This is a genomic window from Bradyrhizobium sp., from assembly GCF_030693485.1.
GTDB lineage: Bacteria > Pseudomonadota > Alphaproteobacteria > Rhizobiales > Xanthobacteraceae > Bradyrhizobium.
Genome location: NZ_JAUYAN010000019.1, coordinates 1 through 14,335 on the forward strand (window position 1 = coordinate 1; position 14,335 = coordinate 14,335).

Sequence of the window (14,335 nt, forward strand, 5' to 3'; positions counted from 1 at the left end):
TATATTCCATAATATACCTTATGCGAATTTGGGATATGGATGGCCTTGACTTTTCATTGCATGGGGTTGTTTTCAACTTTTTGGTCCGGGGCTCCTTTAGCGTCCCCGGAACGTCGGCTTGCGCCGGCCGAGGAACGCCGCGACGCCTTCCTTGTGGTCCTCGCTGAGGCTCGCCAGCGCGAACTGGTCGAGGTCCATGTGGCTGGCGAGGTCGTCGAGCGCATGGGTCAGCCGGTTGACGGTCAGCTTGGTCATGGCGACCGACAACGGCGGCTGGGCGGCGACCTTGGCGGCCAGCGCCATGGCGGCGGCGAGGGCCTGGCCGGGCTCGGCCACCTCCTCCACCAGACCCCATTCAAGGGCCTCGGCGGCCGAGATGCGCTTGTCGGCCAGGATCACCGCCTGCTTGGTGCGGGCCGGTCCGATCAGATGCAGCATGCGCGGCACGCTCTGCCAGCTCATGTTCATACCAAGGCCGATCTCGGGCACCCGCATATGGCCGTCGCGGGCCATGACGCGAAAGTCCAGCGCCACCGCCAAAGCCACGCCGCCGCCGACGCAAAAGCCTTCGATGGCGCCGATCGTGATCTGTTCCATCTCCTGCCAGGCCCGGGTCAGCCGCGGCCCCAGTTTCAGGTGCCGCCGCAGCGTGCCCAGATCCATCGTGGCGCGCGCGCGGCCTTCGGGGTCCTTGAGGTCAAACCCGGCGGTGAACGCCCTGGCGCCTCCGGTCAGCACCACCACCGAGGTTTCGCCGTCGTCCTCGAAACTGCGCGCGGCATCAGTGAGCTGGCGCAGCGCTTCCGGCGACAGCGCGTTGATGCCGTCGCCGCGGTCGAAGCGCACCACGGCGATGCGTCCCTCGGGCCCGAGGCCCTTCTCGATGGTGACAAACCCGGCCAATTCAGCGCCTCCCTGCTCTGTATCTTCCGGCTCACAAGTGGCCGGTCCGATGATGGTCCGGTTTGCCACCCGGCACTGGAAACCGGATTGTCGTGCCGATGGTGATCCAGTTGGCGTTTTCGCCTGATATATTGTGGCCGTAGATGACATCGACCGAAAAGATCTCATTCGGACGGTAACGCATGCCGGTCTGCAATCGTGGCCGCACCGCGCTCGGCGTATCCGATTGCCCGGCCTGGCCGAACGCCTCGATGGTCCACTGCAAGGTTTTGGTCAATTTCCAGTCGAAGCCGAGGCCATAGGTCAAATAGTGCTGGTCGATGCTGCGATCCCATAGCCAGCCGGCATTGAGGTTGATCCGCATGGTTTCGGACAGCCGGTAGGTCGCCGGCACCACCCCGAAGGCCGTGAGGCTCTCGCCGGTTTTCGCGTCGAACGCGCCGCCGGAATAGAACGAAAAGCCCGCTCGGCCGATCCCGGTGGGAACGATGTTGGTCTTTGCCTTCGGCGCCAGCGTGGTGCTCCACTCGCCCTCGCTGCGCGAACGGACGGTCTGCAGGCTGACTTCCACCGGCCTGAACACATCGACAACGCAGGACGGATTGGCGACGGCGGAAAAATCGGTATTGGTGGCCGTCGACAGCCAGCCGTCGATCTTGCAGGATCCGGCCTCGCCGACGTCGGCGGCATCGACCGCATAGGCGCCATTGGCAGCCCGGGCGTGATCGGACAGGCCGAGCGCCGCGATGGCCGCCATTCCCGCAAAAATGATGCGTTTTGCTTCCTGCCCCATGCGCGCACGCTAACAGAGTCCGCAGGCCTCGACATACCCACAATCTTGCGTATCTTGCCGATATGACCGGACATGACCACGACCACCATCACCACGATCACGACCATTCGGAATTGTCGGAGACCGAGCTGCGGGTGCGCGCGCTCGAGACCATCCTGACCGAAAAGGGCTACGTCGATCCGGCCGCGCTCGATCTCTTGATCGAGACCTACGAAACCAAGGTCGGCCCGCGCAACGGCGCCCGGGTGGTGGCGCGGGCATGGTCCGATCCGGCTTTTCGCGCCCGCCTGCTCGCGGATGCCACGCCGGCGATAGCGGAACTCGGCTATGCCGGCCGCCAGGGCGAACACATCTTGGCGGTCGAGAACACCCCTCGCCTCCACAACATGGTCGTGTGCACGCTGTGCTCCTGTTATCCGTGGCCGGTACTCGGGCTGCCGCCGGTCTGGTACAAATCGGCGCCGTTCCGCTCCAAGGCGGTCAAGGATCCGCGCGGCGTACTCGCCGATTTCGGTTTCGAGCTACCTGACAGCACCGAGATTCGGGTTTGGGATTCGACCGCGGAAATTCGCTATTTCGTGCTGCCGATGCGCCCCGCCGGCACCGAGGACTGGAGCGAGCAGCGCCTCGCCGACCTCGTCACCCGCGACAGCATGATCGGCACCGGGTTGCCGAAGCAACCGCATGAGGCCGCCTGATGGAGGGCGCGCACGATATGGGCGGCGTAGCGTGGTCCGGTCCGGTGAAGCCCGAACCTGACGAGCCGATATTTCACGCCGAATGGGAGCGGCGCGCATTTGCGATCACGCTGGCGATGGGAATGCCCGGCGGCTGGAACATCGACATGTCGCGCTTTGCCCGCGAGAACCGGCCACCCCAGGACTATCTGAGCAAGAGCTATTACCAGATCTGGCTCGCGGGCCTCGAACAGCTGATGCTGGAGCGCGGCCTGGTCACGGCGGACGAAATCGAAGCCGGCAAGCCGCTGCATCCGGCCAAACCGGTGGCGAGGACGCTGTCGCCCGACGGCGTCGCGGCGATGTTGCACCGCGGCGGGCCGACCCAGCGCGAGGTCAGGAGCCCTGCTCTGTTCGCGGTCGGCGACCGCATCCGCACCAAAGTGATGCATCCGCCCACTCACACGCGGCTGCCGCGTTACGTGCGCGGCCATGTCGGCGTGGTCGAGTTGCTGCATGGCGTTCACGTATTCCCCGACAGCAACGCGCTGGGCCAGGAGAATCCGCAATGGCTCTACACCGTGACTTTCGACGGCCGCGAATTGTGGGGACCTGACGGCGACGTCAGCGTGAAGACATCGGTCGACGCCTGGGAATCCTATCTGGAGCCCGCCTGATGTCGCTCGATCCGCAAGCCGCCCTTGACGCCACCCGCACGCTTCCCGGCATTCCCCGCGACGCCGACGGCCCGGTGTTCCGCGAGCCCTGGGAAGCTCAGGCCTTTGCGATGGCGCTGGCGCTGCATGCACGCGGGCTGTTCTCATGGACCGAATGGGCGGCAGCGCTGGCGGAAGAGATCAAGCGTGCGCAGGCGGCAGGCGATGCCGATACCGGTGAAACCTATTACCGGCACTGGCTGGCGACGCTGGAAAGGCTGATCGCCGACAAGGGCGTCGCGACGCCGGCCACCCTGCATCGCTACCGTGATGCCTGGGACCACGCCGCCGACCGCACCCCGCACGGCTCGCCGATCGTATTGCTGCCGGAAGATTTTGCGAGCTAAGCGGAGCGCGCCGCGTATTCCCGCCAGCCCTTGGCGCGCAACGCACAGGCCGGGCATTCGCCGCATCCAAAACCCCAGTCGTGACGTGCGCCGCGTTCGCCGAGGTAGCAGGTGTGGGAATGCTCGCGGATCAGGTCGACCAGCCCTGCGCCACCGAGATCATGCGCCAGTTGCCAGGTCGACGCCTTGTCCAGCCACATCAGCGGCGTATGCAGCTCGAATTTCCTGGCCATTCCGAGATTGAGCGCGGTCTGCAACGCCGTGATGGTCTCGTCGCGGCAATCCGGATAGCCGGAATAGTCGGTCTCGCACATGCCGCCGATGATATGGGTGATGCCGCGCCGGTAGGCCAGCGCCGCGGCGAAGGTCAGAAACACCAGGTTGCGACCGGGTACGAAAGTGTTGGGCAGGCCATCCGCGCCCATGGCGATCGCGACATCGCGGGTCAGCGCGGTGTCGGAGATCTCGGCCAAAGTCGGAATATCCAGCGTGTGGCTCTCCCCCAGCTTCCCCGCCCAATCCGTGCGCAGTGATTTCATGCCGTCGAGCAGACGGCCCCGGCATTGCAGCTCGATGGCGTGGCGCTGCCCGTAGTCGAAACCGAGCATCTCGACGCGTTTGAAGCGCTGCAACGCCCAGGCGAGGCAGGTGGCGGAATCCTGTCCGCCCGAGAACAGCACCAGCGCAGTTTCGGTTTGCAGTTGGTCGCTCATGGCGTGCCCATAGCACTCATCGAACCCGGGGCCAATCGGTGGAAACATTCCCATGCCCGGCTCGTTTCGCTGGGACGGAGGCTCCGGTTGCGGCATAAGGCCTGATCCTTTCTCAGGCCCCTGGCAGCGTCATGACCCCTTCCCGCGATATTTCACGCCTGCTCGAGATCATGACGGCGTTGCGCACGCCCGGCAGCGGCTGCCCGTGGGATCTCGAACAGAATTTCGCGACCATCGCGCCCTACACCATCGAGGAAGCCTATGAGGTTGCCGACGCCATCGCGCGCGGCGATCTCGACGATCTCAAGGACGAACTCGGCGATCTCCTGCTGCAGGTGGTGTATCACGCCCGCATGGCCGAGGAGCAGAACGCGTTCGCGTTCGGCGACGTGGTCGAGGCGGTCACGCGCAAGATGATTCGGCGGCATCCGCACGTGTTCGCCGACGAGCACGGCCGGCTGACGCCGGTCGGCGTCACCAGCGCGTGGGAGCGCATCAAGGCCGAGGAGCGCGCCGAACGCGCGGTGCAGCGGCCAGCCGAGAAAAATTCGCACAAATCCCTGCTGTCCGGCGTCAAGGCAGGACTGCCGGCATTGTCGCGCGCGATGCAATTGCAGCGCAAGGCCTCCAGCGTCGGCTTCGACTGGAACGATCCCCGCGAGGTCCTGCGCAAGATCCGCGAGGAAGCCGACGAGATCGAGGCCGCGCTGGACAAGGGCGACGCCAGGGAACTCGCCGAGGAGACCGGCGACCTGCTGTTCGCGCTGGTCAACCTGGCGCGCCATGTCGGCGCCGATCCCGACCTGGCGCTGCGCGGCACCAACGCCAAATTCGAACGGCGGTTTGGCTATATTGAACGCACGCTGGCGGCACGGGGAAGTTCGCTTGACCAAGCCTCGCTCGCCGAGATGGACGCCCTGTGGGACGAGGCGAAGGAAACCGAAAATCTTCCGTCGTCCCGGCCGAGTGAGCGAAGCGAACGCTGAGCCGGGACCCATACCGCGTGATCTATCGATGTGAAAACTGTGATCAACGATCTGTCGTAACCACAGACGCCTGTGGTTATGGGTTCCCGCGTGCGCGGGAACGACGGCTCACATCGGATGCGGCACCGCGTCGAACCGGTTGACGACGATATCGCGCTTGGTTTCATCGACGCGAACGGTCATGTCGAAGCGGCCGTCGTGCAGTTCCTTGGCGAGCACCTCGGAATTGCGATGCAGCCAGCTGATGCCGGCGCCGTCGGAGGCGTCGATCGACAGGTCCAGCGTCATCCGGGTTGCGGCCAGCCGGTGCTCGATCGCCGTCAATAGCGCCTCGACCCCCTCGCCGGTCTCGGCCGAGACCAGGAAGCACGGGCGTTCCGCCGGACGGCGGGCGGCGATGTTCTGCAGGTTTTCGCGCATCTCCGGGTCGAAGCGGTCGATCTTGTTCCAGACCTCGAGAATACGGCCGGCGTCGGGATCGATGCCGAGCTGGCGCAGCACGGTATCGACGTCGCGCTGTTGCGCCTCGGCGTCCTCATGCGAGATGTCGCGGACGTGCAATATCACGTCGGCTTCCAGCACTTCCTCCAGCGTCGCGCGAAACGCCGCCACCAGTTGCGTCGGCAAATTGGAGATGAAACCGACGGTATCCGACAGCATCGCCTTGCCGCCATGCGGCAGATGGAGCGCGCGCAGGGTCGGATCCAGCGTCGCGAACAGCATGTCAGCCGCCTGCACCTCGGCGCGGGTCAGGCGGTTGAACAGCGTCGACTTTCCGGCATTGGTGTAGCCGACCAGCGCCACGACGCGATACGGCACCCGCTTGCGGCCCTCGCGATGCAGCCGCCGCGTCGCCTGAACTTTCCTGATTTCGTTTTCCAGCCGCGCGATGCGATCGCCGATCAGCCGGCGGTCGGCCTCGATCTGGGTTTCGCCGGGTCCCCCCATGAAACCAAAACCGCCGCGCTGCCGCTCCAGATGGGTCCAGGACCGCACCAGGCGGCTGCGCTGATAATTCAAATGCGCCAGTTCGACCTGAAGCGAACCTTCCCGGGTTTTAGCGCGCCGGCCGAAAATTTCGAGAATCAATCCGGTGCGGTCGAGCACCTTGGTGTTCCAGGCCTTCTCGAGATTGCGCTGCTGGATCGGCGACAGCGCGCAGTCCATCACGACAAGTTCGATCTCGTGCCCCGTGATCAGCCCGACGATCTCCTCGACCTTGCCCTTGCCGAGATAGGTCGCGGGCCGCACCTGGCTGATCGGCGCGATCAGCGCTTCCGCGATCACAAGATCGATGGCGCGCGCCAGACCGACGGCTTCCTCGAGCCGCGCCTCGGAATTGCGCATGGCATGCGAATCCGTTGGCGCGTCGGGGTCACCGCGACGCACACGCAGATAGGGGCCGATGACAACCACCCGCCCTGATTCTTTGCCCCTTGCCGACTGCGGACGGTCGGCGCCCCCTTCAGGATTTCGGGGTTCCAATCAGATCACTCTCAAGCCGGCGCGTCCTCGCCGCCTTCGAACAGCTGGATCGGAGCGCCCGGCATGATGGTCGAGATCGCATGCTTGTAGACAAGCTGCGAATGACCGTCGCGACGGAGCAGCAGGCAAAAATTGTCGAACCAGGTGACAATCCCCTGCAGCTTCACTCCATTGACCAGAAAGATCGTCAGTGGCGTCTTGGTTTTACGAACGTGATTAAGGAAGGTGTCTTGTAGGTTTTGTGCGCGGTCTGCCGCCATTGTTTTTGTCCCGCAGTCTTGTTTGCTTCTTTTTATTGAGCCGATGGCTGCTCTCTGGCGGAGCTGTCCTTCGGTTGCCGGCTTTCCCTGAGACCCCCCTCCGAGGGCGCGGCGGTATGATTAGAAGGCAGGCGCGCTTTTTAGGCAAGCCAGTTCGCACCTCAGGCGCACAGAACACGGGTGCAATTCTCCGTAAAAGCACGGAAAGAGATGAATTTTCTCAAGCAAATGCATGGATCGAACGCTGCGGTTTCCTAGCCGACGCCCAGCGCTTTGAGCTTGCGATGTAGCGCTGAGCGCTCCATGCCGACGAATTCCGCCGTACGCGATATATTTCCGGAGAAACGGCTGATCTGCGCGATCAAATAGTCGCGCTCGAATACCTCCCGCGCCTCGCGCAGCGGCAGGCCCATGATGTGTTCGCCATTGCTGCTGGTCGGCATTGCCGGCACCATCGAGCCCACATCCTGCGGCAGCATATCGGCCGTGATGATCACCTCCGGACCGCCGCTTGCCAGAATCATCACGCGTTCGACGTTGTTGCGAAGCTGGCGGACGTTTCCGGGCCAGACATGCGACTGCAGCACCGCCATCGCATCCTGACCGATCTGGCGCTTCGGCAGCCCGGTGGCGACCGAGATCTGATCCATGAAATAGTCGATCAGCTCGGGAATATCCTCGCGCCGCTCCGACAGCGGCGGCACCCGAATCGGCACCACCGACAGGCGGTGATAGAGATCCTCGCGGAACCGGCCCTCCGCGATTTCTTCTTCCAGGTTCCGCGCGGTCGATGAAATGATGCGCACGTCGACATGGACCTTGGTGGTGCCGCCCGAGCGCTGGAAGGTCTGGTCGACCAGCACGCGCAGGATCTTGTTCTGGGTCTCCCGCGGCATGTCGCCGATCTCGTCGATGAACAAGGTGCCGCCATGGGCTTCCTCCAGCGCGCCCGCCTTGCGCTGCTGTTCGCCGTTGGATTGCTCGATGCCGAACAGTTCGACTTCCATACGCTCCGGCGTGATCGCCGCGGCGTTGATGACGACGAACGGCCCCTCGGTACGGGATGAAGCGTTGTGCAGCGTGCGCGCCGCCAGTTCCTTGCCGGCGCCGGACGGGCCGACGATCAGGATGCGGCTGTTGGCCTTGGCGGCCCGCTCGATGGTCTGGCGCAGCTGGTTCATGCAGGCCGAGCGTCCGGTCAGCACGCTGGCGGCCGGCGCCATTTGCTTGAGCTCCTTCACCTCGCGCTTCAGCCGCGACGTCTCCAGCGCCCGGGTCGCCACCAGAATCAACCGGTCCGACTTGAAGGGTTTCTCGATGAAGTCGTAGGCGCCGCGCTTGATGGCGGCGACCGCGGTCTCGATATTGCCGTGCCCGGAGATCATCACCACCGGAACGTCGGCGTGGTCTTTCTTGATCTGTTCCAGCAACTGCAAGCCATCGAGCTTGCTGCCCTGCAGCCAGATGTCGAGAAACACCAGATTCGGCCGCCGGTTGGCGATTTCCGCCAGCGCGGAATCGCTGTCGCGCGCGGTCCGGGTGGTAAATCCCTCATCATCGAGAATGCCGGCAACCAGATCCCGAATATCTGCTTCGTCATCGACAATCAGAATGTCATTTGCCATGAGTCGCGCCCTGTCTTGTCAGTTGCCGGTTGCGGCTTCGATCTTTGTTTCATTGTTGGTCGTGTCTGCGGGCCCAATGGTTTCAGGGACCGGCGGCTTTGTTTCAGCCGCAGGCTCCTTGATCTCCGCCTTCGGTGCGTGGCCCGATACGGCAAACCGCAACCGCATCCAGGCGCCGCGCTGACCCGGCCGGATGTCCGCGGCATCGTGCAGCTCGATCTTGCCGCCGTGATCCTCCAGAACCCGCCCGACAATCGCCAGGCCAAGTCCGGTACCCTTCGATCTCGTGGTCACGTAGGGCTCGAGCAACCGCGCCCGAGCCACCTTGGGCAGGCCGATCCCGTTGTCGATGACATCGATCACGATGTCGTCGCCCTCGATGCCGGCGACCACCTCGATGCGGCCTTTGCCCAATTCCTCCGCCGGGACGGCTTCGATCGCCTCGGCCGCGTTCTTGATGATGTTGGTCAGCGCCTGCGAAATCAGCCGCCGGTCGAACTGCGCCCGCATCGGGTCGTTCTTGATCTCCGCTTCGAAGTCGATATCGGGATTGCCGACCCGCATCAGGAACACCGCCTGCCGGACGGTGTCCGCGACGTCCTCGCCTTCCATGACGGGTTTCGGCATTCGCGCGAAGCGTGAGAATTCATCGACCATCCGCCTGATATCGTCGACCTGCCGCACGATGGTATCGGTGCATTGCTCGAAGATTGCCTTGTCCTCGGTGATGACCTTGCCGAATTTACGGCGGATACGTTCGGCCGAAAGCTGGATCGGCGTCAGCGGATTCTTGATCTCGTGCGCGATGCGCCGGGCGACGTCGCCCCAGGCCGAGGTCCGTTGCGCCGACACCAGCTCGGTAATGTCGTCGAGCGTGATGATGTAGCTGTCGCGCGACTGGCTGGTCTGCTCGGCGCTGACCCGAACCGAGAGATTGCGCTCATGGCCGTCGCGCAGAAGCGTGATCTGGCCCTGCACCAGCCGCTGGGTGCCCTCGCGCGCGGTCTTCATCATGTCGTCGAGTTCGGGCAGCACGTCCGACAGCGGATGGTCCAGCGTCTCGGATTCCGCATGACCGATCAGTTTCTCGGCGGAGCGGTTCAGGATACCGACATTGCCGGCGGCATCGACGCCGATGATGCCGGCGCTCGCCGACGACAATACCGCTTCGATGAACCGCCGCCGGCTGTCGATCAGCTCGCTGGCGCCGACCAGTTCGTCGCGCTGGGTGCGCAGCTCCTGCGTCATCTTGTTGAAGGTTTCGCCGAGCTGCGCGAGATCGCCCTCCGATTTGTGGACCGGCACCTGGACATGCAGATCGCCGGTCGACACGATGTTGGCCGCACCCATCAGCCGCCGGATCGGCGCGACCAGCCAATTGGCGAAATTCAGCCCGATCAGGACCGAGGCCATCAGGATGGTCAGCGCGATCACCGCGAACATCAGCGCGAACGCCACCTGGATGCCGAGCTTGCGCGACTCCATCTGGGCGTATTCGGCGACGCTGGCCTGGGTCTGCCTGAGCTGCGCGACCACGCGCGGATCGAGCAGCCGGGCGACATAGAGGAAAGTGTCGTTGAAGGCGCGCAGCCGGATCACGGCGGCAACGTAATTGGCTTCGATGAACACGGCGATCTGGGGTTCGGTTTCATCGACGCCGCTGAGGAATTCCGGGGCCGGCGTCGTGAAGGCCTGTGCGATGCCGGTTTGCGCGGTTTCCAGGATATTGGGGACATTGTCGATCACCATGGCGCCCGGCAGGTTGCGCGAAGCGGCGCTTGCTGTCAGCAGCCGGCGAAACGTTCCGCGATCCTGGTCGAACAGTGGCCGCGCGTTGGCGATGTCGTTGGCCATTCCAATAATGTCGCCGCGAATAAGCTGGGCATGCTCGTGCAGATAGGCGTTGGCCACGATCAGCGAATTCTGGATCACCTCGCGCGTCGGCCCTGAGAACAGCCGGTCGAGGCCGCGGTCGATGGTGATATTGGCGACGACCGCCACCAGCACGGCCGGCAATACCGCAATCACGGAGAACAGGCTGACGATCTGGACGTGTAGCCGCGCCGCCGCCCGGCCGCGGCGCCGCGCCTGAACAACCTGCCAGACCTCGCGGACGATGATGCCGATCAGCAGCAGGATGCACGCCGCATTGATCAGCAGGAACGAATAGACCACCTCGCGCGTCGGCTCGATCGGCGTCAGGCCGGTCAGGACGACGAAGGTGAGAAACGCCGACAGCAGCGCAATGGCGACGGCGAACGGCGCCAGCCGCTTCCGCAGGGACGATCCCCTGGATTCAGCAAACGTCGGATCGAACAATGGGGCCGATGTGTCTGCGCTGGTCATTCCGGCAAGGTGTGAGCTGAAGGCCTGTGTCCGCCGGCAGCGGACTGATGCATTCATATCACATTGTTGCCGAATTGCGACAATTCCACGGCGCGCCCTGGCATTGAAGTGCACAGGCCCGATTTATGAACCTATTCCAGATCGCGCAGCTGCTAAGTCCCGCTCCGATAGACCTGAATGTCGAGATCCCTGATCTTCTTCCGCAGCGTATTGCGGTTGAGGCCGAGCAGATCGGCGGCGCGAATCTGATTGCCACGCGTCGCCGCCAGTGCTGCCGTGAGCAGCGGAATCTCGATTTCCTTGAGGATCCGGTGATAGAGCCCCGGCGGCGGCACGCCGTTGGGGAAGCCCGAAAAATGCGACGACAGGTAGGCCTCGACCGCGCCGCCGAGATTGTCGACGCCGTGCTGGACGCTGCCCCCTGAAGTCACTGCCGGAGGCGCCAGTTCGCCGTCGATGACGGAGCCTGTGATCAAATCCTGCGGATACAATGCCGCCAACCGGCGCGCGAGATTCTCGAGTTCGCGCACGTTGCCAGGCCAGCGATGCTGCTTCAGGCGTTCCAGCGCCAGCACATCGAGCTTCTTCGGCGGCAATCCGTCCTTCTCGGCCAGCGTGAAGAAATGGCGGATCAGATCGGGCAGATCCTCGATTCGCTCGCGCAGCGGCGGCAGACGCAACGGCACCACATTGAGGCGGAAGAACAGGTATTCGCGGAACAGGCCCTGCTGAATCAGGATGCGCAGGTCCTTGTTGCTTGCCGCGACGATGCGCACGTCGGTCTTGATCGGCGTACGCCCGCCAACCGTGGTGTACTCGCCCTGCTGCAGCACGCGCAACAGGCGGGTCTGCGCTTCCATCGGCATGTCGCCGATTTCGTCGAGGAACAAGGTGCCGCCTTCGGCCTGCTCGAACCGGCCCGAGGCACGGGTATTGGCGCCGGTGAACGCGCCGCGTTCATGGCCGAACAATTCCGATTCGATCAGATCGCGCGGGATCGCCGCCATGTTGACGGCCACGAACGGGCCGTTGCGACGCTTGCCGTAATCGTGCAGCGCGCGGGCGACCAGCTCCTTGCCGGTGCCGGACTCGCCCGAGATCATCACCGTGAGGTCGGTCTGCATCAGCCGCGCCAGCACCCGGTAGATTTCCTGCATCGCCGGCGAGCGGCCGATCAGCGGAATCGAATCGAACTCGTTCTCGTCGGGACGGCTGGCCATCCGCTCCTTGGGCTCCGCCAGCGCGCGGCCGACGATGGTGATGAGCTCCTTGAGGTCGAACGGCTTCGGCAGATATTCATAGGCGCCGCGCTCCGAGGCCCGGATCGCCGTCATGAAGGTGTTCTGCGCGCTCATCACGATGACGGGCAGATTGGGCCGCATCTTCTTGATCCGCGGCAGCAGGTCGAAGGCGTTCTCGTCCGGCATCACCACGTCGGTGATGACGAGATCTCCCTCGCCCTGGCTCACCCAGCGCCACAGCGTCGCCGCGTTCCCGGTCAGGCGCACCTCATAACCGGCGCGCGAGAGAGCCTGGTTCAGAACCGTACGGATGGCGGTGTCATCGTCGGCTACAAGTATGCTACCTGCGGGCATTGTCATTCCTCATCTGGAGTCCTGTGAGGCATGCGACGGCGTCCCCGGAACGCCATCGCGATTGCTTTGCTCGAATTGCTTGGTCGGGTTGAACATCGGCAGCAGCACGCGGAAGGTGGTTTTCCGCGGCTGGGATTCGCATTCGATGATGCCACCATGGTCGCCGACGATCTTGGCCACCAGTGCAAGGCCAAGGCCGCTGCCGGTCGGCTTGGTCGTGACGAACGGATCGAACAGGTTCGGAAGCAGGTCGTCCGGCACGCCGGCACCATTGTCCTTGACGCAGAATTCGAGCGGCAGCGACACCCGTGATTTCTTGCCGGGCACCGAGAGTCGAACGCCCGGCCGGAACGCGGTGGTGAGCTGGATCTCGGCATCGCTGCCGAGATCGACCACCGCCTCGGCGGCGTTTTTCACCAGATTGAGAAATACCTGGATCAGCTGGTCCTGGTTGGCCAGCACCGGCGGCAGCGACGGATCGTAGTCCTCGACAAAGCGAATATTGCGCGCGAAGCCGGACTGGGCCAGCCGTTTGACGTGATCGAGCACGCTGTGAATGTTGACCGCGCCGCGCGCTACAGGGCGATCGTCGCCGAACACTTCCATGCGATCGACCAGCGTGACGATGCGGTCCGTCTCGTCGCAGATCAGCCGCGTCAGCATGCGGTCTTCCGACGACGCCGCCTGCTCGAGCAGCTGTGCCGCGCCGCGAATGCCGGACAGCGGATTCTTGATTTCGTGCGCCAGCATCGCGGCCAGCGCGATCACCGAACGCGCCGCACTTCGGTGCGTCAACTGCCGGTCCATCTTGTCGGCGATGGTACGTTCCTGCAGCATCACCACGATATGGCCGGGCCGCTCGGTGAGCGGCGCGACGTGCAGATCGACCTGGCGATCGCCGCCGATCCGCGGCGTGCCGAGATCGACCTTGTATTCATTGACCGGCGATCCGCTGGAGCGCACCTGGTCGATCAGCGCCAGCAGCGGACTGCCGAACGGCACCAGCTCCTTCAGCGACTGGCGCTGCAGAAACTGGGTCGAAATCTCGAAAAACGATTCCGCCGCCATGTTGGCGTCGATGATCTTGCCGTCGGGCGCGATCAGCAGCACCGGATTCGGCAAGGCGTTGAGGATGGCCTCGCTTTCAGATGGCAAAGTTCGGCGATGATCTGCGGCTAAACTCATGCAGCAGCACTCCATGCAAAGTCGTCGAATGCATCTTCAAGGGATTGGTGAACGCGGTTCGGGTCGTCGGTGGTCAATATCTTCTGCCGCCAGGCCTTCAGCGTCGCTACCGGCGCGCGGCTGGTATGCGATGCGACGTCCAGCGCCCAGCCGAGATGCTTGCGGGCATGGCGCAGTCCGATGCGCAGGCCGTAGAGGCTGCAGACTTCGTCATAGAGCGCGCGGATATAGTCGAGCTGTTGGGTCAGCGACGGTGCGGTCTCCGTGATGCCGGATTCGAGCTGGCGCCCGATCTGGCCCGGCAGCCAGGGCTGGCCCTGCGCGCCGCGCCCCATCATGATCGCATCGGCGCCGGACATTTCGAGCGCCGTCACCGCCTTCTCGAACGAGGTGATATCGCCGTTGACGACCAGCGGAATGGCAATCGCATCCCGGACGGCGCGCACCGCGCCCCAATCGGCTTCGCCCTTGTAGAACTGGCAGCGGGTGCGGCCATGCACCGAAATCATCTGCACCCCGGCGGCTTCGGCACGGCGCGCCAGTTCAGGTGCGTTGAGCGAGCGATCGTCCCACCCAAGCCGCATCTTCAACGTGACCGGCACTTTCACCGCCGCGATCGTGGCTTCTATCAGCGTCAAGGCGTGATCGAGATCGCGCATCAGCGCCGAACCGGACTGGCCGCCGGTGACGTGACGCGCCGGACA

Annotated in this window: 14 protein-coding genes; 4 read left to right on the forward strand and 10 right to left on the reverse strand. The window is 64.1% G+C overall.

Going from position 1 to position 14,335, the window contains the following annotated elements:
* Positions 1–96: 96 nt before the first annotated feature.
* Both Q8N40_RS01715 and Q8N40_RS01720 read right to left on the reverse strand, forming a co-directional pair.
* Entirely contained in the window at positions 97–903 is an 807-nt protein-coding gene (locus tag Q8N40_RS01715; protein WP_305710578.1) for an enoyl-CoA hydratase/isomerase family protein, read from the reverse strand.
* Positions 904–934: 31 nt separating this feature from the next.
* Positions 935–1,696 carry a hypothetical protein gene (locus Q8N40_RS01720; RefSeq protein WP_305710579.1) on the reverse strand — a complete coding sequence of 254 codons (762 nt, stop codon included), beginning with the start codon at positions 1,694–1,696 and terminating at the stop codon, positions 935–937.
* Between the two features lie 62 nt (positions 1,697–1,758).
* On the opposite strand from Q8N40_RS01720, the gene nthA reads away from it, so the two are divergent.
* Genes nthA through Q8N40_RS01735 form a run of 3 tightly spaced genes read left to right on the forward strand, consistent with a single transcriptional unit; the run spans position 1,759 to position 3,436 of the window.
* Positions 1,759–2,394 carry a nitrile hydratase subunit alpha gene (nthA, locus tag Q8N40_RS01725; RefSeq protein WP_305321588.1) on the forward strand — a complete coding sequence of 212 codons (636 nt, stop codon included), beginning with the start codon at positions 1,759–1,761 and terminating at the stop codon, positions 2,392–2,394.
* Positions 2,394–3,050, forward strand: coding sequence for a nitrile hydratase subunit beta (gene nthB / locus Q8N40_RS01730; protein WP_305710580.1), 657 nt, complete (start codon positions 2,394–2,396; stop codon positions 3,048–3,050). The genes nthA and nthB overlap by 1 nt, the downstream gene beginning before the upstream one ends.
* On the forward strand, positions 3,050–3,436 hold the full coding sequence (locus Q8N40_RS01735; RefSeq protein ID WP_305710581.1) for a nitrile hydratase accessory protein: 387 nt from the start codon (positions 3,050–3,052) through the stop codon (positions 3,434–3,436). The genes nthB and Q8N40_RS01735 overlap by 1 nt, the downstream gene beginning before the upstream one ends.
* Here the strand turns inward: Q8N40_RS01735 and queC are convergent.
* Positions 3,433–4,149, reverse strand: a complete 717-nt coding sequence (queC, locus tag Q8N40_RS01740; protein WP_305710582.1) for a 7-cyano-7-deazaguanine synthase QueC — start codon at positions 4,147–4,149, stop codon at positions 3,433–3,435. The genes Q8N40_RS01735 and queC overlap by 4 nt on opposite strands.
* A gap of 131 nt (positions 4,150–4,280) precedes the next feature.
* On the opposite strand from queC, the gene mazG reads away from it, so the two are divergent.
* Entirely contained in the window at positions 4,281–5,135 is an 855-nt protein-coding gene (gene mazG, locus Q8N40_RS01745) for a nucleoside triphosphate pyrophosphohydrolase (protein WP_305710583.1), read from the forward strand.
* A 108-nt stretch (positions 5,136–5,243) separates the two neighbouring features.
* Here the strand turns inward: mazG and hflX are convergent, their stop codons facing one another.
* From hflX to Q8N40_RS01780, 7 genes are all read right to left on the reverse strand, one after another.
* Positions 5,244–6,620 (reverse strand): GTPase HflX, encoded by a 1,377-nt coding sequence (gene hflX / locus Q8N40_RS01750; protein WP_305710584.1) that lies wholly within the window; start codon positions 6,618–6,620, stop codon positions 5,244–5,246.
* Between the two features lie 11 nt (positions 6,621–6,631).
* On the reverse strand, positions 6,632–6,880 hold the full coding sequence (hfq, locus tag Q8N40_RS01755) for an RNA chaperone Hfq (protein WP_006020546.1): 249 nt from the start codon (positions 6,878–6,880) through the stop codon (positions 6,632–6,634).
* A 254-nt stretch (positions 6,881–7,134) separates the two neighbouring features.
* Positions 7,135–8,505, reverse strand: coding sequence for a sigma-54 dependent transcriptional regulator (locus Q8N40_RS01760; RefSeq protein WP_305318811.1), 1,371 nt, complete (start codon positions 8,503–8,505; stop codon positions 7,135–7,137).
* An 18-nt stretch (positions 8,506–8,523) separates the two neighbouring features.
* Positions 8,524–10,851, reverse strand: a complete 2,328-nt coding sequence (locus Q8N40_RS01765) for a PAS domain-containing sensor histidine kinase (protein WP_305318812.1) — start codon at positions 10,849–10,851, stop codon at positions 8,524–8,526.
* A gap of 152 nt (positions 10,852–11,003) precedes the next feature.
* Positions 11,004–12,446 (reverse strand): nitrogen regulation protein NR(I), encoded by a 1,443-nt coding sequence (ntrC, locus tag Q8N40_RS01770; RefSeq protein WP_305710585.1) that lies wholly within the window; start codon positions 12,444–12,446, stop codon positions 11,004–11,006.
* Between the two features lie 9 nt (positions 12,447–12,455).
* Positions 12,456–13,631, reverse strand: a complete 1,176-nt coding sequence (locus Q8N40_RS01775) for a nitrogen regulation protein NR(II) (RefSeq protein ID WP_305710586.1) — start codon at positions 13,629–13,631, stop codon at positions 12,456–12,458.
* Positions 13,628–14,335 (reverse strand): tRNA-dihydrouridine synthase (locus Q8N40_RS01780; RefSeq protein ID WP_305710587.1); only part of this gene is annotated, 708 nt, incomplete at its 5' end. The genes Q8N40_RS01780 and Q8N40_RS01775, both read right to left, overlap by 4 nt.

What these genes read in the sequence shown, in the direction of transcription:
- Q8N40_RS01765 (WP_305318812.1), bottom strand. Translation starts at nt 10,851, where the DNA reads ATGACCAGCGCAGACACATCGGCCCCATTGTTCGATCCGACGTTTGCT.
- mazG (WP_305710583.1), top strand. Translation starts at nt 4,281, where the DNA reads ATGACCCCTTCCCGCGATATTTCACGCCTGCTCGAGATCATGACGGCG.
- Q8N40_RS01720 (WP_305710579.1), bottom strand. Translation starts at nt 1,696, where the DNA reads ATGGGGCAGGAAGCAAAACGCATCATTTTTGCGGGAATGGCGGCCATC.
- Q8N40_RS01735 (WP_305710581.1), top strand. Translation starts at nt 3,050, where the DNA reads ATGTCGCTCGATCCGCAAGCCGCCCTTGACGCCACCCGCACGCTTCCC.
- ntrC (WP_305710585.1), bottom strand. Translation starts at nt 12,446, where the DNA reads ATGCCCGCAGGTAGCATACTTGTAGCCGACGATGACACCGCCATCCGT.
- Q8N40_RS01775 (WP_305710586.1), bottom strand. Translation starts at nt 13,631, where the DNA reads ATGAGTTTAGCCGCAGATCATCGCCGAACTTTGCCATCTGAAAGCGAG.
- nthB (WP_305710580.1), top strand. Translation starts at nt 2,394, where the DNA reads ATGGAGGGCGCGCACGATATGGGCGGCGTAGCGTGGTCCGGTCCGGTG.
- hfq (WP_006020546.1), bottom strand. Translation starts at nt 6,880, where the DNA reads ATGGCGGCAGACCGCGCACAAAACCTACAAGACACCTTCCTTAATCAC.
- nthA (WP_305321588.1), top strand. Translation starts at nt 1,759, where the DNA reads ATGACCGGACATGACCACGACCACCATCACCACGATCACGACCATTCG.
- Q8N40_RS01760 (WP_305318811.1), bottom strand. Translation starts at nt 8,505, where the DNA reads ATGGCAAATGACATTCTGATTGTCGATGACGAAGCAGATATTCGGGAT.
- queC (WP_305710582.1), bottom strand. Translation starts at nt 4,149, where the DNA reads ATGAGCGACCAACTGCAAACCGAAACTGCGCTGGTGCTGTTCTCGGGC.